This window comes from Micrococcaceae bacterium Sec5.8 (assembly GCA_039636775.1).
Lineage (GTDB): Bacteria > Actinomycetota > Actinomycetes > Actinomycetales > Micrococcaceae > Arthrobacter.
The window spans coordinates 306201-325214 of record CP143429.1 but is presented as its reverse complement, the minus strand read 5'-3'; the positions used below and the strand labels follow the sequence as shown (position 1 = coordinate 325214).

Below are 19014 nucleotides of genomic sequence, written 5' to 3'. Positions count from 1 at the left end.
GCATCCCTCCACACTAATAGTCGTGCGCTTGGACTGATAACAGTCCTTTGGAACTTCGGGCGACACTCCTCTTCTCAAAGGGAAACGCATGAAATCAGCAGATCACGACGCCGGTACGGCCGGCGCAGGCAAAAGCACCGAGGCCGACTACCTCAAACACCGGACCCTCCAGCGCGGGGCCGCCGGCTGGGTGCTCCTCGCCGGGCTGGGGGTCGCCTACGTCATTTCCGGTGATTTCGCCGGCTGGAACCTCGGACTCGCCCAGGGCGGGTGGGGCGGTCTGCTGATCGCCTTCGTCCTGATGGGCATTATGTACACCTGTATGGTGTTCGGGCTCGCGGAGCTCTCCTCTACCTTGCCCACGGCAGGCGCCGGCTACGCTTTCGCCCGCCGGGCCCTGGGCCCCCTGGGCGGGTTCGCCACCGGCATCGCGGTTTTGATCGAGTACGCGGTGGCGCCGGCAGCCATTGCCACCTTCATCGGCGGCTACATCGAAGCGCTCGGCTTGTTCGGGCTGACCAACTCGTGGCCGGTCTATCTGTTCACCTACGTAATCTTTATCGGCATACACCTCCGCGGCGTCGGCGAAGCGCTGAAGATCATGTTCGGCATCACCGCCATTGCCGTCGTCGCCCTCGTCGCCGCCGTCTTTGGCCTGCTGCCGAAGTTCGACCCGGCCAAACTGTTTGATATTGTGCCGGACGGGTCCGCCGGCTCCAGCGCGTTCCTGCCCATGGGCATCAGCGGCATCCTGGCCGCCCTTGTCTACGGCATCTGGTTCTTCCTTGCCGTCGAAGGTGTCCCGCTGGCCGCAGAGGAATCCGCAGACCCGAAAAAGGACATGCCAAAGGGCATCATCGTTGCAGTGATCATCCTCGTCGTCTTCGGCGCCCTGATGCTGGTCCTGGTCCCCGGGGCGGCCGGCTCCCAGGCCATGAGCACCTCGGACAACCCCCTGCCCGAAGCCCTCCGCCTCGCCTACGGCGGCGACACCCTGCTTGCCGACTTCATCAACTACGCAGGACTTGCCGGGCTCGTCGCCAGCTTCTTCTCCATCATCTACGCCTACTCGCGCCAACTCTTCGCCCTCTCCCGGGCCGGGTACCTCCCCAAGTGGATGTCCCTCACCGGCGCGCGCCGGACGCCGTACTGGGCACTCATTGTTCCCGGCACCGTCGGCTTCCTGCTGGCAGCCATCACCCAGGACGGCGCACTGCTGATCAACATCGCCGTTTTCGGCGCCACTGTCTCTTACGTCCTACTGAACCTCTCCCACATCGTGCTGCGGATCAAGGAACCGGAACTGGAACGCGGCTACCGCACTCCCGGGGGCATCGCCACGACTTCCGTTGCACTGGTCCTATCCGCCGTCGCCGTCGCCGCCACCTTCGTTGTGGACGTCTTCGCCGCCTCGATCACCGCGACGATCTTCGCCGCGGCCATTGCCTACTACTGGTTCTACAGCCGGCACCGCATCGTCACCGGATCCCCGGACGAGGAATTCGCCAAGCTGGCCCTCGCCGAGGCGGAACTGAAGTAGCAATCCCACAATCACCACACCCCTTGCCAAGAACTAACGTTGCGGAGCAACCATGAATGAAGCGTCCACAAACCACGGCAGAAACGCCCAGCTCACCCTCGACGAATTGCGGGCCGACGTTGCCTCCGGAGCCGTCGACACCGTCATCGTCGCGATCACCGATTCCCTGGGTCGGTTGCAGGGCAAGCGTTGCGGCGCCCGGTCCTTCCTGGAGGACGTGCTGGACCACGGCGCGGAAGGCTGCAACTACCTGCTCGCAGTCGACGTCGAGATGAACACCATCGACGGGTACGCAATGTCCTCATGGGACACCGGCTACGGCGACATGGTGATGCTGCCGGACGTCTCCACCCTGCGCCGGGTTCCCTGGCAGCAGGGCACGGCCATGGTGCTATGCGACATCATGTGGGCGGACACGTCACCGGTGGTCGCCTCGCCGCGCCAGATCCTGCTCGCCCAGGTGGAACGGCTGGAGAAACTCGGCTACCGCGCCCACATGGGCACGGAGCTCGAATTCCTGTTGTTCGACGACTCATACCGCGAGGCCTGGCAGAAGAACTATCACGGACTCAATGCCTCCACGCAGTACAACGTCGACTACTCGCTGCTCGCCACGGCCCGCCTGGAGCCGGTCATCCGGTCTATCCGCACCAACATGGAAGCGGCTGGACTCGTTGTCGAATCCTCCAAAGGCGAGTGCAACCTCGGGCAGCAGGAAATCACCTTCCGCTTTGATGAAGCCCTAAAGGCTTGCGACAAGCACGTCTTTTACAAAAACGGCGCGAAGGAAATCGCGGACCAGCTGGGCAAAAGTATCAGCTTTATGGCCAAGTACGACCAGCGCGAGGGAAATTCCTGCCACATCCACTTCAGCCTGACCGACCTTGCCGGCAACCCCGTCCTGCCCGGCGACGGTGAGCACGGCTTCAGCCCGGTGATGGAGCACTTTATGGCCGGACAGCTGGAGGCGCTCAAGGAACTCACCTACTTCCTGGCTCCCAATGTCAATTCCTATAAGCGGTTCGTCGAGGGAAGTTTTGCCCCCACCGCCATTGCCTGGGGCCTGGACAACCGCAGCTGCGCCCTCCGGGTGGTTGGCCACGGACGCGGCCTCCGCACCGAAATGCGCGTGGGCGGCGGGGACCTCAATCCTTACTTGGCTGCCGCTGCACTGATCGCCGCCGTGATCCACGGACTGGAAAACCGGCTGACGCCGGGTCCGGCAATTCAGGGCAGCGCCTACGCCTCCGACGCCGACCGGCTGCCGACGAACCTCCGCGACGCCCGTGATCTGCTCGCCGAGTCCAGCGTGGCCCGGAAAGCCTTCGGCGACGCCGTGGTGGACCATTACGTCCACGCAGCCGGCATCGAACTGAGGTCCTTTGACAGCGCCGTCACAGACTGGGAGCGCGTCCGTGGCTTCGAACGGCTCTAAAACCTACCGACCGCGGATTGCCCTGACAAGCTACTACCAGGACGCATCCTGGGGCGTCTGGAACGCCCCAGCTGCCATCATCCCGGGCACCTACGTGGAGGCGGTGGTGGCAGCTGGCGGCACGCCGCTGCTGCTGCCGCCGCTGGGCACCGACGAGACCGTCCTGGACCTTGTGGACGGGCTGATTGTGGTGGGCGGCCCGGATGTGGACCCGGTCCGCTACGGCGCACCCGCACACCCCCGGACAGTGGCCCAACCACTGCGCGATGAGCACGACACCATCCTGACGCGGGCAGCGCTTGAGCGCGGGCTGCCGCTGTTTGCCATCTGCCGGGGAGCCCAGATCCTTAACGTGGCCCTGAACGGCAGTCTGAACCAGCACTTACCGGACACCAACCCGACGGCCAACTACCAGCCCGCACCGGGGGTATTTGGTGAAGCCGCGTTCACCACAGCGCGGGGCAGCCTGATCCAATCACTGCTCGGCGATGCTGCAGCGGCCCCGTGCTACCACCACCAGGCCATGGATGTGGTTCCTGACGGCCTGCGCGTCACAGCCTCGTCAACCGATGGGACCGTCCAGGCCCTGGAAGCTGCCGACGCCCCGGGCTGGGTATTGGGAGTGCAGTTCCACCCGGAGCAAAACCCGAATGACCTGCGGCTTTTCAGCGGCTTTGTCCAGGCCGCGGGCAGCTATCGCGCCAATCGAAATGAGATGTCTTCGCTATGACCGCAACAACATTCGACGTTATAAACCCTGCCACCGAGGAAGTGCTCGAAACGGTGTCGCTGGCCGGCCTGGCCGAAGTCGACGACGCCATCGCCCGTGCAGCAGGAGCCTTCGAATCCTGGCGTGCCGTTGCTCCGGCGGACCGTTCGCTGCTGCTGCGGCGCTTCGCGGCCGCAGTGGACGCCGACGTGGAGAACCTGGCCCGGCTCGAGGTCCGCAACGCCGGGCACACCATCGGCAACGCCCGCTGGGAAGCCGGCAACGTCCGCGATGTGCTGAACTACTACTCGGCCGCGCCGGAACGGCACTTCGGCAAACAGATTCCGGTTGCCGGCGGAGTGAACATCACCTTCCACGAGCCGCTCGGCGTTGTGGGTGTCATCGTGCCCTGGAATTTCCCCATGCCGATCGCGGCTTGGGGTTTTGCCCCGGCGCTTGCCGCGGGCAACACCGTGGTGCTCAAGCCTGCGGAGATGACACCCCTGACGGCGCTGCGTTTGGCCGAGCTGGCCCGGGAGGCCGGCATCCCGCCCGATGTCTTCCAAGTCATTCCGGGCAAGGGCTCGGTCGTCGGCGAACGGTTTGTGACGCATCCGTCGGTCCGGAAGGTGGTCTTCACCGGCTCCACCGGAGTGGGAAAGAAAATCATGGCCGGATGCGCAGACCAGGTCAAGCGAGTGACCCTTGAGCTCGGCGGCAAAAGCGCCAACATCGTCTTTGACGATGCCGACCTGGAGATGGCCGCCGCTGCGGCCCCCGGGGGTGCCTTCGACAACGCGGGCCAGGATTGCTGCGCCCGGTCCCGAATCCTCGTCCAGCACAATGTCTACGACCGCTTTATGGAACTGCTGGAATCCGCCGTCAAGGCCATCACCGTCGGCGATCCCGCGGATGAAAGGACCACCATGGGGCCGCTGATTTCCGCCGCGCAGCGCCGGAACGTCGCGGGTTTTGTGCCGGAGAACGCCCCGATCGCTTTCCAGGGACAGGCCCCTTCCGGGCCGGGCTTTTGGTTCCCGCCGACCGTGCTCACTCCCGGCCTGGACGCGAGGTCGTTCACGGAGGAGATCTTCGGGCCGGTGGTCACCGTGGTGCCGTTCACCGACGAGTCGGATGCGATCCGGATCGCCAACAACACCGACTATGGCCTGTCCGGCTCGATCTGGACCTCCGGCGTTGACCGGGCCCTTCGCGTGGCGCGCGGTGTTGAGGCCGGAAACCTCTCGGTGAACTCACACTCCTCGGTCCGGTACTCCACTCCGTTCGGCGGCTTTAAGCAGTCCGGACTCGGCCGCGAATTGGGCCCGGACGCCCTTGACTCGTTCACCGAAACCAAGAATGTCTTTATCTCCACCCCGGCCCTGACCTGAGCCGTTCCTCGCACCCCCCGGTTTTTTACCCCCGCACTAAGGAGTTCCCCATGCAGTCAGTAGTTTCGAACCGCCTCGCCGGTCGCAGCGCAGTTATCACCGGCGGTGCCAGCGGCATTGGCCTGGCCACGGCACGCCGGATGGCCGCCGAAGGGGCCAACGTCGTCATCGCCGACATCGAGCCAACCTCCGGCCTCGCCGCAGCGACCGAGGTCGGGGGGATGTTCGTCAAAGTTGATGTCACGAGCGAAGAGGACGTCAAGAACCTGTATGCCCAGACCAAGGAAACGTACGGCAGCGTTGATATCGCCTTCAACAACGCCGGAATCTCGCCTGCCAACGACGGTTCCATCCTCGACACCGGCATTGACGCCTGGCGGAAGGTCCAGGAAGTTAACCTGACCTCCGTGTACTACTGCTGCAAGTACGCCATCCCCTACATGCAGGAGCAGGGGAAAGGCTCCATCATCAATACAGCCTCATTTGTTGCCGTGATGGGCGCCGCTACCTCACAGATTTCCTACAGCGCCTCCAAAGGCGGGGTCCTGTCCATGAGCCGTGAGCTTGGCGTCGAATTCGCCCGGCAGGGCATCCGTATCAATGCCCTCTGCCCCGGACCGGTCAACACACCACTACTGAAGGAGCTCTTCGCCAAGGACCCGGAAAAGGCTGCCCGCCGGCTGATCCATGTGCCGCTGGGGCGCTTCGCCGAGCCGGAGGAGCTGGCCGCCGCCGTGGCTTTCCTGGCCAGCGATGACGCTTCCTTCATCACCGCCTCCACGTTCCTGGTGGACGGCGGAATCTCCGGAGCGTACGTCACGCCGATCGATTAAGCGCTAAGTCCCGGTCAAAAAACGTGGAAGTGCCGGCTCGAACCGTTCCGGCCGGCGCTTCCCCGGACTAAACGAACGCTGACTTCCCGGTCACGGCCCTGGCCACGATCAGCGAGTTAATTTCGTAACTGCCCTCGTACGTGTACAGGATTTCGGCGTCGCCGAAGAGCTTGCCCATCTCATAGTCGCTGCTGATCCCGTTGCCGCCCATCAACGAACGCCCCATCGCCACCGATGCCCGGGCCAGCCGGGTGGTGGTGGATTTGGCCATCGCCGCCTGGACCATCTCCAGCTTGCCGGCCTCCTGAATCCTGGCCAGCTGCGCCATCAGCGACAGCGACGCCGACGCGTTGCCCAGGATCTCGGCCAACTGCTGCTGGATCAACTGGAACCGGGCCAGTTCCTTGCCGAACTGTTTGCGTTCCAGCGAATAGGAGCGCGCGACGTCGAACGCGGCCAGTTGGATGCCGGCAGCCTGCCAGCCCACCCACGCGCGGGAGTCCCGCAGCAGCTCGTTGGCCTTGGAGAAGTCGGTGGCCCCGGGCAGGAGGTTGGACTCCGGGATGCGGACCCCGTCGAGCACGATGTCCGCGTTCTGCATGATCCGCAGCCCGATCTTGTTGGCGATCTTCGTCGCCGTGTAGCCGGGCCGGTCCGTTTCCACGATGAAGCCCTTGATTTGCTGGTCCGCGACATCCCGCGCCCAGACCAGGGCGAAGTCGGCGATGGTGCCGGCGCCGATCCAGCGCTTGGCGCCGTCGATGACCCACTCCCCGTCCTCCAGCCGCGCGGTGGTGGCCAGTCCGCCGGCGATGTCCGAGCCGTGGTCCGGTTCGGTCAGGGCGAAGGCGCCGATCTGCGTGAAAGCAGTAAGCCCGGGCAGCCAGCGTGCCTTCTGCGCCTCGGAGCCGAGCTGGTCAATCATGCCCACGATCAGCTCGTTGTGGATCCCCACGAGCGCTGAGAGGGACACGTCGGCGCGGGCCACCTCCACGTACATCAGGCCCTTGAACAGCTTGGACGTGCCGTCCGTCTGCAGCCCGCCGAGGCCGTACTTGCCAAGCTCGGCGAGCAACCCGAAGGGGAATTCCTCACGGTTCCAGAAATCGATCGAGGCCGCACGGATCCGGGACTGCAGGAAGTCCCGGATTTCCTGGTAGCGGGCCCGTTCCTCCGGGGGGAGCAAATCCACGATGTACATCAGGTCAGCGTCAGGGAAGGGCGGCAGCGCCGCGGCTTCATGCGATGCGTGGTCCCCGATGACCCTCTGTCCGCTGGCACGTCCTTGTGGCTGCACGGGCATGTATCCCTTCGCTAGTGACCGGTTCATGAAGCAAGCCGGCTCTTCCAAACCCTTGGATGTCCTAGTATATTGCACAGTGACGGGGATCACGAGGATGGCTGTGATTCCCGGGCAACGGCGCCGGGACCGAACTGCTGCGCCGCCAGACTTCGAAAGGTGCACCATGACCGTCACAGAGGAATTTCGCGCCGCCCGCGACCGCATGCTGGACCTTCGAGAGGACTACGAGGCGGCGCGCAGCGAATTCCAGTGGCCCCGCTTCGAGCACTTCAACTTCGCCCTGGACTGGTTCGATCAGATCGCTGCCGACCCGGCGAAGGCCGCCCGGCCCGCCCTTGTGATCGTCGAACAGGACGGCACTGCCACGCGGCGCAGCTTCGCTGACCTGTCCCGGCGCTCCGACCAGGTGGCAAACTGGCTGCGCGGCCAGGGCGTCCGGCGCGGTGACCGCATGATCATCATGCTCGGGAACCAGGTGGAACTCTGGGAACTGATGCTCGCCGGAATCAAGCTGGGCATCGTCATGATCCCCACCACCACCCTGATGGGCCCTGCGGACCTCACGGACCGGGTGGAGCGCGGCGGGGCCAACTGGGCCGCCGTCGGCAGTGCAAACATCGCCAAGTTCGCCGACGTCCCAGGGGCGTACACACTGATTGAAATCGGCGGGGACGCCGGCACGGACGCAGCCGCCCTGCAGTACTCCGAGTCGGCCGGCGCGGGCGAGGACTTCACCCCGGACGCGCCCACCCTGGCCGATGAGACCCTGCTGCTCTACTTCACCTCGGGCACCACGTCCAAGGCCAAGCTCGTGGAACACACGCACACGTCGTATCCGGTAGGCCACCTGTCCACGATGTTCTGGATCGGGATGGAACCCGGAGATGTGCACCTGAACGTGGCCTCCCCGGGGTGGGCCAAGCATGCCTGGTCCAACGTCTTCACGCCCTGGATCGCTGAGGCCTGCGTCTTCATTTACAACTACGAGCGCTTTGACGCGAAGGCCCTTATGGCGCAAATGGACCGCGAGCGGGTGACGAGTTTCTGTGCGCCGCCGACGGTCTGGCGCATGCTGATCCAGGCCGACCTGACCCTGCTCAAGAACCCTCCCACCAAGGTGGTGTCCGCCGGGGAACCGCTCAACGCCGAAGTGATCGACCAGGTCCACCGCGCGTGGGGCCAGACCATCCGGGACGGCTTCGGCCAGACCGAATCCACTGTGCAGATCGCCAATACGCCGGGCCAGCCAATTAAGATCGGCGCCATGGGCAAGCCGCTGCCCGGGTACGACGTCGTCCTCGTGGACCCGGCAACGGGCGGGGAGTCCGACGACGGCGAGCTCTGCCTGCGCCTGGATCCCCGCCCCGTCGGGCTGATGAAGGCCTACTACGGCGATCCGGAAAAGACGGCGGAGGCGTTTCGCGACGGCTACTACCACACCGGGGACATGGCAAGCCGGGACGAACGCGGCATCATCACGTATGTGGGCCGCGGGGACGACGTCTTCAAGTCCTCGGATTACCGACTCTCCCCGTTCGAACTGGAAAGTGTCCTGATCGAGCACCCGGCGGTGGCCGAAGCCGCCGTCGTCCCCTCCCCCGACCCGCTCAAGCTCTCAGTCCCCAAGGCATTTGTGGTCCTCGCCGCCGGCCACGAGCCGGGCCCGGAACTGGCCGAGGACATCCTGCGGTACTGCCGCGACCACCTGGCACCGTTCAAGCGGATCCGCCGGCTGGAGTTCGCCGAACTGCCCAAAACCATCTCGGGCAAGATCCGCCGCGTGGAGCTGCGGCACAGCGAGGAACTGCGCCACGGCGGAGGAACGGTCCCGGCCGGCCTCGGCACCGAATACACCGAAGCGGACTTCCCCGGGCTGAAGAGCCCGGCCGAAAAGCTAGGCTGAGGACCATGAACGTCAGGACAAACAGTGGGGGGTGCCGTGGCAACGCCGCTGCCGCGTGACCCGATTGCCGACGCCCGGTTGAATTGGGAGCGGCACGGCTGGTCCGATGTCGCCGCACCCATGGCCGCCATCACCGCCGTGATGCGGACCCAGCAGATCCTGCTGGCCCGGATCGAGGGGATCCTGAAACCGTTCGGGCTGACGTTCGCCCGGTACGAACTGCTCGCCCTGCTGAGCTTCGCCCGCAGCGGCGCGCTGCCCATGAACAAAGCCAGCGCGCTCTTGCAGGTCCATCCCACCTCGGTCACGAACGCCGTGGACCGGCTGGAAAGGGCAGCCCTGGTACTTCGCTCGCCGCATCCCACCGACGGGCGCACCACCCTGATTGAACTCACCCCGGAGGGGCGCACGCTGGCAAAACGGGCGACGGCGGCCCTGAACGCCGAGGTGTTCGCCCAGTCCGGCTTCGCAGAGCAGGACGTGGACCAGCTGATCCGGATCCTGGGCACATTCCGACGCAACGCCGGCGATTTCAGCGACTAACCCCTGGCTTGTCTTGCCTGACCACGATTGACGGCCGGCCACAATGCGGTGACCGGTTCCGCGCACCTGGAGACGACTCATGCAGCCGAACGACTACTCCCGCCCCGATGACCGGGAACTGCTCCGCGCCTCGCTGCGCCAGCTCTCCGGGAGGTTCCGTCCCGCGGTGCTGTTTGCCGGGCTGGCCAGCGGGGAGTTGCTCCAGCTGACGGACTTTCTCGGCACCGCCACCTCCAGCCTGCACCAGGTTGTGGTTGTTCCCGGGGCGGGCCTCGGCGGCCGAGTCCTCACGCAGCGGCGCCCGTTCCTTGTCGAGGACTACATCGCCTCCGAAGGGATCACCCACGAATACGATCTCGCCGTCCGGCGGGAACGGCTGACCTCGATGGCGGCCGTCCCCGTGGTGGTCCGGGGCCGGTCGCGTGCGGTGCTGTATATCGCAAGCCGGGACAGGACGCCGCTCGGAGAAAAAGCTGTGAGCGAGGCGGCAGCTGCAGCCGCAGAAATCGCCGAGGAGCTGCGGGTCCGGGACGAGGTGGACCGGCGGGTTTCGATAATCGACACGGCGCGGGCTGCACCTGCGTTGGCCCTGGACCGCAGCTGGCTGGAGCACGTCCGGGAAGCCCACGCCGAGCTGAGGTCCCTGGCCGGCACGGTAACCGACCCGCACCTGGCCCGGCAGCTGGATATCATCGGCACCCATCTGGCTCCCGCGCCCGCCGACGGCGTCCATCCGACAGCCCGGCTGGCCCGCCGGGAGCTTGATGTTCTGGCGCAGGTGGCGCTCGGCTGTTCGTATCAGGAAACCGCGGATCGTCTGGGCCTGAAAGCGGTCACCGTCAAGAGTTACCTGCAAAATGCCATGGTCAAGCTTTCTGCGCACAACCGGCTCGAGGCCGTGTCGGTCGCCCGCCGGCTGGGGCTGATCCCCTAGGAGCGGAGCCGCCGGTCTCACCGGAGACCCCGCTCCCCAGCCGGGATGCGCCTGGATCCCCCGCTCCGGTGGGTCCCTGGCCCGGCAGCCTCAGCGCCGGGAGACGGGCGCGGCAGGTCCCGTGCTGTCGGCGCGGCCCGGCACAGGGTCGTGCTGTCCGCTTTCCAAAGCCCGCTTTTCGTGGCTGGGCAGCGCCAGGGTGCACAGGACGCTGAAGACGCCAATTCCGGCGAGCAGGAAACCGACCGAATTGGCGCCGGAGGTGCCGGCGAGCTGGGCCGCAACGAGCGGAACGATGCCTCCACCGACGACGCCGGCCAGGTTGTAGCCCATGCCGGCCCCGGTGTACCGGTAGCGGGTCTCGAAGAGCTCCGGCAGGAGCGCCCCGGCAGGTCCGTAGGCGATGGCGAAGATCACCAGGGTCACGGTGAGGCCGAGACCGAAGGCGAAGACGGTGTTCGCGCTGAGGATCGGGAAGAGCACGAGCGACCACGGCACGGCGAGGATGCAGGCGGCGGCAATGACCTTCTTGCGGCCGAAGCGGTCCGAGACGATCCCGGAGGCCAGGGTGGCAGCGGCGACAAACAACGAGGCGATAATGCCGGTGCTCAGCACTTCTGCCCGGCTCAGGTGCATGCCGGTGGGACTGGTGGCATAGCTGGTGAGGTACGCGGTGCCAAGGTAGAAAAAGGCAAAGAGGAGCGTCAGGGAGCCGCCGGCGAGAAGGATTTCGCGCGGCTGGCGCTTGATGGATTCAAGGATCGGCAACCTGCTGCTGGTTCCGGTGGCCGTGGCGGCGTTCTTGAAGACCGGCGTTTCCTCGATGCTCAGACGCACCCACAGGCCGACGAGTACCAGCACAGCGCTGAGAATGAACGGCACCCGCCAGCCAATGGTGATGAAAGCCTCCGACTTGTCCCCAAGGGTCAGGTTGGTGATAAGAAACGTACCGCTGGCCAGGGCAAACGCAACGGACGGGCCCAGCTGCGGGAAAGAGCCGAACAGCCCGCGTTTTCCTTTCGGGGCGTATTCCGCGACGAGGAGGGTGGCGCCGGCCCATTCGCCGCCGACTGCGAGGCCCTGCACGAAGCGGAGCACCACGAGCAGGATGGGGGCGGCCACGCCAATGGTGCTGGCGTCCGGGATGAGGCCGATCAGCACGGTGGCGATGCCCATCATCAGCAGCGTGGTGATGAGGGTCTTCTTCCGGCCGATCCGGTCCCCGAAGTGCCCGAAGATGATGGCACCAACCGGCCGGGCGAAGAAGGCAACGGCGAAGGTACCGAAGGAAGCGATGGTGCCGGCCGCGGCACCGAGCGCCGGAAAGAAAACCACGGGGAAAACCAGAGCGGCGGCCGTGCCGTAGATGAAGAAGTCGTAGAACTCGATGGTGGTTCCGGCGGCGCTGGCAAACGCGACCTTGCGAAGGGTTTTGCTGCTGGGTGGCGCCTGCAACCCGGCTGCCGAAGTCGGTGAAACTGAGGTCATGGCAATCTCCTTTGATGTCAACCCCAACGCCCGGCTGTGTGACTCAGCTCACCGTAGCCAGCAGGGTGGACGCCCAGCTACCTCCTAAAAGAGGTAGCCGCGAACTGCCGATGCCCGCCGTGTCGATCACTTACACTTCGGAGAGCACCAACCCTGGACCGAGGAGTGCACGATGATTCCGGAAATCAACATCTGGGCCGTTCTGCTGGCGACCCTGTCCAGCATGGCGGTCGGCTCTCTCTGGTACACCCCGAAAGTGTTCGGCAACTACTGGATGCGCGTCGCCGGCGTGACTCCCAGCGGGGACGCAAAAGACGCCGTCAGGCCGATCCTGGTCACGCTGGTGGTCAGCTTCATCAGCGCCTCGGTGCTGGCGGGGGCTGCCGCCATTGCGCAGCACTTCTACGGCGGTAATTTCCTGATTAACACGGTGGTCACCACGCTGATCCTCTGGGCAGGATTCACGGCGGCACGGTTCATCACCCACGACGCCTTCGAGGGCCGCCCCGCCGGCTTGACGGTGCTGAACTGCGCCCACGAACTCGTGACCTTTGTGGTGATGGCCTTGATCATCGGCCTGCTCGGCATCAGCGTCATGTGATCCTCTGATTCGGTTCCTGCCCGGCTCCGCTGGAGCGTCGCCGCTTAGCGGTGCGTGAAGTCCGGCTGGCGCTTCTCGGTGAAGGCCGCCATCCCTTCCTTCTGGTCCTCGGTGGCGAACAGCGAGTGGAACACGCGCCGTTCGAAGAGCACGCCCTGGGCCAGCCCGGTCTCAAAAGCGGTGTTGACGGCTTCCTTGGCCACCATCGCCACCGGCTTGGACTTGGACGCAATGACCTCGGCGGCTTTGAGGGCCTCTTCAACCACGTCCGCGGCGGGCACCACACGGGACACCAGTCCGGCGCGTTCGGCTTCCTCGGCGTCCATGAACCGCCCGGTGAGGATCATGTCCATCGCTTTGGCCTTGCCCACGGCGCGGGTGAGGCGCTGCGAGCCGCCCATTCCGGGCAGCACGCCAAGGTTGATTTCCGGCTGGCCGAACTTGGCGTTCTCCCCGGCGATGATGAAATCGCACATCATGGCCAGCTCGCACCCGCCGCCGAGGGCAAACCCGGAGACGGCGGCAACGACGGGGATGCGCAGCCGGGTGAAGTCTTCCCAGCCCCGGAACCAGTCGGCCGCGTACATGTCCATATAGCCCTTGGACTGCATCTCCTTAATGTCCGCGCCGGCCGCGAAGGCCTTGCCGGACCCGGTCAGCACGACGGCGCCGACGTTCGGATCGGTGTCCATCGCGGATACGGCGGCGACGAGCTCGTCCATGGTGGCCTTGTTGAGGGCGTTCAGAGCCTGCGGCCGGTTGAGCGTTACCAGCCCCACCCGCCCGCGCCGCTCCACCAGAATGTTTGCGTATTGCTCCGTCATGCTTGTCCCCTTGGCTGCTGTTCGGATTTGTCCCGGATGTCGGTGATGATTCCGGAGAAGTCCCGGCCAGCCCCGCCTTCCGCGGCAAAGGTATCGTAAATTTCGGACGCGAGCGGCCCCAACCGGGCGGCGACGCCGGTGCGTTCCAGCGCGTTGAGTGCCAGCTTGAGGTCCTTGGCCATGAGCGCTCCGGCGAATCCGGGCAGGTAATCGCGGTTCGCCGGGCTCGCCGGCACCGGCCCCGGCACGGGGCAGTTGGTAGTCAGAGCCCAGCACTGGCCCGAGGCCGCGGACGCGACGTCGAACAGTGCCTGGTGCGTCAAACCCAGCTTCTCGCCCAGCACGAAAGCTTCGCTGACCGCGATCATGGAGACGCCTAGGATCATGTTGTTGCAGATCTTGGCGGCCTGCCCGGCGCCGTGCTCCCCGCAGTGGACCACGCGCTTGCCCATCACCTCAAGCATCGGCTTGACCGCCTCGAAATCGTCCGGAAGGGCACCAACCATGAACGTCAGGGTGCCCGCCTCGGCCCCGACGACGCCACCGGACACCGGGGCGTCCACGGCCCGGTGACCGGCCGCGACGGCGAGTTCGGCGGCTTCGCGGGCCTCGTCGACGTTGATCGTGGAGCAGTCCAAGAAGAGCGTGCCCGGCGGCGCCACGTCCAGCAGTCCGGGCCGGCCGGGGGCGCCGCGGTAGGCATCCAGCAGGTGCTTGCCGCTGGGCAGCATGGTCAGCACGACGGCGGCCCCCGCCACGGCCTCGGCGGCGGTGTCCGCCGTGCCGATGCCGTGCGCGCGGGCGGTTTCCAGGGCGGCCGGGACGACGTCGAAACCGGCGACGGAATAACCGGCCTTGACCAGGTTGACGGCCATGGGGCCGCCCATGTGGCCAAGGCCCAGGAAGGCGACGGGCCCGGTCTGCGCCGCGCCGGGCAGCGGTGTTTCAGACATTGTGGCGCTCCTTCGAAAGTTCCAGTTCACGTTCGCCGAGCGGCGCAAAATAGGATGCGACGTCGTCGCGGCTGACTTCCGGCAAGGTGGCCGGCTTCCAGTGCGGGGCGCGGTCCTTGTCCACCACCTGGGCACGGATTCCCTCCCGGAAATCGGGTCCGGCGAGGAACCGCAGTCCCACCCGGTATTCCTGCTCCAGTGCTTCGGCCAGGCTCAGTCCCCGCACCCGGCGCAGGGATTCCAGCGCAACCTTCACGGCAGTCGGCGACTTGGCCTCGATGGTCTCGGCGACGTCGGCGGCTTCCCCGCCCACTGTGCGCAGCCGGCTGACAATCTCCTCGGCGTCGTCGGCGGAATAACACGCGTCAATCCATTCCTGCTGGGCCGCCAGGACGGAGTCCCCGGCCGGCTCCGCGAAGTGCGCGACGGCGGCGTCCGGCGCCTCCCGCTCCAGGGTTTCGGCGAGTTCCGCCAGCCTGGCGGAGGGCACATAGCGGTCAGCGAGCCCCAGGAACAGGGCATCGGCGCCGTTCAGGTGCGCGCCGGTAAGGGCGGCGTGGGTGCCGGTCTCCCCCGGCGAGCGGGAGAGCAGCAGGGTTCCGCCGACATCGGGCACGAACCCGATGGTGGTTTCCGGCATGCCCATCTGGGTCCGTTCGGTGACGATCCGGACCGAGCCGTGCGCAGAAATCCCCACGCCGCCGCCAAGGACCAGGCCGTCCATGAAAGCGATATACGGCTTCGGATACCCCGAGATGAGGGAGTTCAGCCGGTATTCCTCGGCCCAGAACCCGGCGGTCGCGTCGCCGTCCTCGAGCATGTCGCGGTAAATGGCGACGATGTCGCCGCCGGCGCACAGCCCCCGCTCGCCGGCGCCGCGGACCAGCACCGCGGCCACGGCGTCGTCGTCGGCCCAGAGCGTGAGCTGGACGAGCATGGCAGAGGCCATGCCCGCGGTCAGCGCATTGACGGCCTGCGGCCGGTTAAGTGTGACGAGGCCCAGCCGGCCGCGCCGTTCGAACAGCACTTCAGCTGCCGGGCTCTCGCCCGGGCGCTCCCCCGTCATCAGCTGCCTTCCGGCATCACGAAGCTGGCACCGCTGCGGATGCCGGACGGCCAGCGGGTGGTGACCGTCTTGGTCTTCGTGTAGAACCGGAAAGCGTCGGCACCGTGCTGGTTGAGGTCGCCGAAGCCCGAAGCCTTCCAGCCGCCGAAGGTGTAGTAGGCGATCGGTACCGGAATGGGAACGTTGATGCCCACCATGCCCACCTGGACCCGGCTGGCAAAGTCGCGCGCGGCGTCGCCGTCACGGGTGTAAATGGCCACGCCGTTGCCGAACTCGTGCTCGCTGCACAGGCGCAGGGCCTCATCGTAATCCTCGGCACGGAGGACACTCAGGACCGGACCGAAGATCTCTTCCTTGTAGATCGTCATGTCCTTCGTGACATTGTCGAAGAGCGTGGGGCCAACCCAGAAGCCGCCGTCGTAGCCGTCAACTTTGAGGCCGCGGCCGTCGGTGAGCAGGGTGGCGCCCTCGTCGACGCCCGCCTGGATGTAGCCCTCGATCCGTTCCTTGGCGGAGGCCGCCACCACGGGGCCGAAATCCGAGTCCTCGGCGAGGCTGTGGCCAACCTTCAGGTCAGCGATCCGTTCCTCCAGCTTGGCGACCAGCGCGTCCCCGGTGGCCTTGCCGACCGGAACGGCCACGGAGATTGCCATGCAGCGTTCGCCGGCGGAGCCAAAGCCGGCGCCCATGAGGGCATCCGCAGCCATGTCCAGGTCAGCGTCCGGCATGATCACCATGTGGTTTTTGGCGCCGCCGAAGCACTGGGCGCGTTTGCCGTTCGCCGCCGCGGTGGCGTAGATGTACTGCGCGATCGGTGTGGAGCCCACGAAGCCGATGGCCTGGACCCGGGGGTCCCCAAGCAGCGCATCCACCGCTTCCTTGTCGCCATTGACAACGTTGAAGACGCCGTCCGGCAGACCGGCCTCCGTGAAAAGCTCCGCCAGGCGCAGCGGCACCGACGGGTCCCGTTCGGACGGCTTAAGGATGAAGGAGTTACCGGCGGCCAGGGCCGGCCCTGACTTCCAGAGCGGAATCATGGCCGGAAAGTTGAAGGGCGTGATCCCGGCGACGACGCCGAGCGGCTGGCGCATCGAGTGGACGTCGATGCCCGTGCCGGCGCTGTCCGAGAACTCGCCCTTAAGCAGGTGCGGGGCGCCGGCGGCGAATTCCACCACTTCAATGCCGCGCTGGATATCGCCCTTGGCGTCGAGGAACGTCTTGCCGTGTTCGGAGGACAGCAAGGTGGCGAGCTCATCCATGTTCTGGTTGACGAGATCCACAAACTTGAGCAGGATCCGGCCGCGGCGCTGCGGGTTCATGGCGGCCCATTCGAGCTGGCCCTTCTCCGCGTTGGACACGACGTTGCGGACTTCCTCGGTGCTGGCCAGCGGCACCCTGGCCTGGACCTCGCCGGTGCAGGGGTCGTAGACATCGCTAAAGCGCCCCGAGGTGCCTTCAACATGCTGTCCGTCAATGTAATGGGATAGTTCGCGAACCATGAGGGAATGCTCCTTTGCACCGTGTGATTGCGGAGTGAAACTGCGTCGTGCGCAGGCGGATGCCCGCGCCAACAGCCGGGCCGTGTGTGATCCACGCCATGCTCTCCTTCCGAATATACTCGGACTTCCTACTAAATTCCAGAGGGCCCGGCCGGACGTCCGCCTCCTCCGGCTGCCAAGTTCGGTAAGTTAGGAACTGTGAAGATAGCTACCTGGAATGTGAACTCGCTCCGCGCCCGCGCCGATCGCGTGGAAGCCTGGCTTCAGCGCACCGACTGTGATGTCCTGGCCATCCAGGAAACCAAGTGCAAGGACGAGAACTTCCCCTGGGAATTGTTTGAAAACATGGGCTACGAGGTAGCGCATTTCGGCCTGAGCCAGTGGAACGGCGTGGCGATTGCCTCCCGGGTGGGACTCGACGACGTCGAACGCACCTTCCTGGATCAGCCCGTTTTCGGAAAAAACGGCAAGGACGCCGTGCAGGAGGCCCGCGCCATCGGCGCCACGTGCGGCGGCGTCAGAATCTGGAGCCTCTACGTCCCCAATGGCCGCGCCCTCGACGACGAACACATGCCGTACAAGCTCGGCTGGCTGGATGCCCTGCGGGCCCATGCCGAGGGCTGGCTCCGGGAGGATCCGGCGGCACAGATCGCCCTGATGGGAGATTGGAACATCGCCCCGCAGGACGAGGACGTCTGGGACATCGATTACTTCCGCGCCGGTGGCCTCACGCACGTCAGCGAGCCGGAGCGCGCCGCCTTCCACGCATTCGAAAACGCGGGCTTCCAGGACGTGGTCCGCCCGCACGCTCCCGGCCCCGGCGTCTATACCTACTGGGACTACACGCAGTTGCGCTTCCCCAAGAAGGAGGGCATGCGGATCGACTTCGTCCTGGCTTCTCCGGAACTGGCCGCGCGGGTCACCGGCGCGTCCATCGACCGCGAGGAACGCAAGGGTAAGGGCGCCTCTGACCACGCCCCCGTGATCGTGGAGCTGGGCGGCTGATGTCGGCAGCCAGGGAAAGGGACAGCCTCCGATGACGGGAAACCTCTACCGGGGTCAGGCCGGGCTGCCCTTCTCCTCCTCGCTGCGGATCTACGAGCCGTTGGAGGCGTTCCCTGCGGAGCAGCAGGTGGCTTTGCGCGCGGTCAGCGCGCAGAACGGTTCCCGGGCGGTTGTCGAAAACGCCGAGCTGCTCGCGTCCCTGGGCCGCATCACCCGGCCCGGCGGTGACCCTTTTCCCACCGGGGCGACGGATCTGGTCCGCGTCCTTGCGGTGCCCCGAAACGGCGGTATCTCCCCGGCCGCCGCTCCGCCCGGCGAGACGGCACCCGGGACCGGATCCGCCGGCACCGGATCAGCGGAGCCATTGCTGTACTGCCCCAGCCAGCTGGTGCTCCGGGCCGGGCTGGCCGCCAACGCCCTGATGGAGGGCATCCATGCGCCGCTGGCTGAATTGCTCATTCCGGAACTGCAGCGGGACAAGCACCAGGAACGCATCGATGAAGTGCAGGCACGATCCGGGCTGGGCCGCGTCCATACCCGCGCATCCACCTGGGGCATCCCTTTCAGCTGGTTCTGCCTCTTCATGGAGTCGGACCCTACGGACGTGGTGGAGTCCGACGGCCGGATCGTCACCGTGCGGATCCGCGCGACGATCGGCGAGGCCCTGGAACGGGTCCGGTATGCGGTGGCCCACCTGTCCCTCGCCGCGCCGGAGCTCGACATGCTGGAGGACCTCACCCAGCTCACCGCCTGGCTGGAACTCTTCCACCCCGGCGCGGTGGTGGAGCTGGATTACGGGGCGGTGGCGGACAAGGTCTATCCGGACGATTCGCCCATGGATGTGCGGCTGGGCATTGAGTGCCTGGCTGAAGGGGACATGACCGGGGCAGCCGCCGCGTACCGGCGGCTGGCATCCCGCTGGATCCCGATCCGGCAACTCGCGCGCGCGTCTTAACCGCGCGTCTTAACGAGGACGCGGGTCCTCCC

At 66.1% G+C, this 19014-nt stretch carries 17 protein-coding genes; 11 read left to right on the top strand and 6 right to left on the bottom strand.

Translation table 11 applies throughout. The features are described from left to right. Positions 1-88: 88 nt before the first annotated feature. Genes eat through VUN84_01525 form a run of 5 tightly spaced genes read left to right on the top strand, consistent with a single transcriptional unit; the run spans position 89 to position 5908 of the window. Positions 89-1540, top strand: a complete 1452-nt coding sequence (eat, locus tag VUN84_01545; GenBank protein XAS64397.1) for an ethanolamine permease — start codon at positions 89-91, stop codon at positions 1538-1540. A gap of 52 nt (positions 1541-1592) precedes the next feature. Continuing rightward, the gene (locus VUN84_01540) at positions 1593-2975 is read left to right on the top strand and encodes a glutamine synthetase family protein (protein ID XAS64396.1); all 1383 of its coding nucleotides are present in this window, start codon (positions 1593-1595) and stop codon (positions 2973-2975) included. Continuing rightward, complete coding sequence (locus VUN84_01535) at positions 2956-3705, top strand: gamma-glutamyl-gamma-aminobutyrate hydrolase family protein (GenBank protein ID XAS64395.1); 750 nt, start codon at positions 2956-2958, stop codon at positions 3703-3705. The genes VUN84_01540 and VUN84_01535 overlap by 20 nt, the downstream gene beginning before the upstream one ends. Next, entirely contained in the window at positions 3702-5075 is a 1374-nt protein-coding gene (locus tag VUN84_01530) for an aldehyde dehydrogenase family protein (GenBank protein XAS64394.1), read from the top strand. The genes VUN84_01535 and VUN84_01530 overlap by 4 nt, the downstream gene beginning before the upstream one ends. Before the next feature lie 50 nt (positions 5076-5125). Next, positions 5126-5908 (top strand): 3-oxoacyl-ACP reductase, encoded by a 783-nt coding sequence (locus VUN84_01525; GenBank protein ID XAS64393.1) that lies wholly within the window; start codon positions 5126-5128, stop codon positions 5906-5908. Between the two features lie 67 nt (positions 5909-5975). On the opposite strand, the gene VUN84_01520 is transcribed toward VUN84_01525, so the two are convergent. Then, entirely contained in the window at positions 5976-7109 is a 1134-nt protein-coding gene (locus tag VUN84_01520; GenBank protein ID XAS65914.1) for an acyl-CoA dehydrogenase family protein, read from the bottom strand. Between the two features lie 265 nt (positions 7110-7374). Between VUN84_01520 and VUN84_01515 the strand changes: the two genes are divergently transcribed. The 3 genes from VUN84_01515 (at position 7375) to VUN84_01505 (ending at position 10591) form a co-directional block, all read left to right on the top strand. Continuing rightward, positions 7375-9114 (top strand): AMP-binding protein, encoded by a 1740-nt coding sequence (locus VUN84_01515; GenBank protein ID XAS64392.1) that lies wholly within the window; start codon positions 7375-7377, stop codon positions 9112-9114. Between the two features lie 36 nt (positions 9115-9150). Continuing rightward, complete coding sequence (locus VUN84_01510) at positions 9151-9657, top strand: MarR family transcriptional regulator (GenBank protein ID XAS64391.1); 507 nt, start codon at positions 9151-9153, stop codon at positions 9655-9657. Positions 9658-9736: 79 nt separating this feature from the next. After that, complete coding sequence (locus VUN84_01505; GenBank protein ID XAS64390.1) at positions 9737-10591, top strand: LuxR C-terminal-related transcriptional regulator; 855 nt, start codon at positions 9737-9739, stop codon at positions 10589-10591. Between the two features lie 90 nt (positions 10592-10681). Here VUN84_01505 and VUN84_01500 read toward each other — a convergent pair whose 3' ends face one another. Continuing rightward, positions 10682-12079: an MFS transporter gene (locus VUN84_01500; protein ID XAS64389.1), complete on the bottom strand. Its 1398-nt coding sequence runs from the start codon at positions 12077-12079 to the stop codon at positions 10682-10684. Between the two features lie 172 nt (positions 12080-12251). Here VUN84_01500 and VUN84_01495 point away from each other — a divergent pair, with 172 nt between their 5' ends. Next, positions 12252-12680, top strand: a complete 429-nt coding sequence (locus VUN84_01495; protein XAS64388.1) for a DUF1761 domain-containing protein — start codon at positions 12252-12254, stop codon at positions 12678-12680. 44 nt (positions 12681-12724) lie between these two features. On the opposite strand, the gene VUN84_01490 is transcribed toward VUN84_01495, so the two are convergent. From VUN84_01490 to VUN84_01475, 4 genes are read right to left on the bottom strand one after another with little or no spacing between them, the layout of a single operon-like run. Continuing rightward, the gene (locus VUN84_01490; GenBank protein XAS64387.1) at positions 12725-13504 is read right to left on the bottom strand and encodes an enoyl-CoA hydratase; all 780 of its coding nucleotides are present in this window, start codon (positions 13502-13504) and stop codon (positions 12725-12727) included. Continuing rightward, on the bottom strand, positions 13501-14457 hold the full coding sequence (mmsB, locus tag VUN84_01485; protein XAS64386.1) for a 3-hydroxyisobutyrate dehydrogenase: 957 nt from the start codon (positions 14455-14457) through the stop codon (positions 13501-13503). Before mmsB ends, VUN84_01490 begins: the two co-directional genes overlap by 4 nt. After that, positions 14450-15523: an enoyl-CoA hydratase/isomerase family protein gene (locus tag VUN84_01480; protein XAS64385.1), complete on the bottom strand. Its 1074-nt coding sequence runs from the start codon at positions 15521-15523 to the stop codon at positions 14450-14452. The genes mmsB and VUN84_01480 overlap by 8 nt, the downstream gene beginning before the upstream one ends. Then, positions 15523-17022, bottom strand: coding sequence for a CoA-acylating methylmalonate-semialdehyde dehydrogenase (locus VUN84_01475; GenBank protein ID XAS64384.1), 1500 nt, complete (start codon positions 17020-17022; stop codon positions 15523-15525). The genes VUN84_01480 and VUN84_01475 overlap by 1 nt, the downstream gene beginning before the upstream one ends. 198 nt (positions 17023-17220) lie before the next feature. Between VUN84_01475 and VUN84_01470 the strand changes: the two genes are divergently transcribed. Together VUN84_01470 and VUN84_01465 are read left to right on the top strand one after the other, a co-directional pair. Next, positions 17221-18027, top strand: coding sequence for an exodeoxyribonuclease III (locus VUN84_01470; GenBank protein XAS64383.1), 807 nt, complete (start codon positions 17221-17223; stop codon positions 18025-18027). Between the two features lie 31 nt (positions 18028-18058). Beyond that, complete coding sequence (locus tag VUN84_01465; GenBank protein XAS64382.1) at positions 18059-18982, top strand: hypothetical protein; 924 nt, start codon at positions 18059-18061, stop codon at positions 18980-18982. Positions 18983-19014 lie beyond the last annotated feature (32 nt).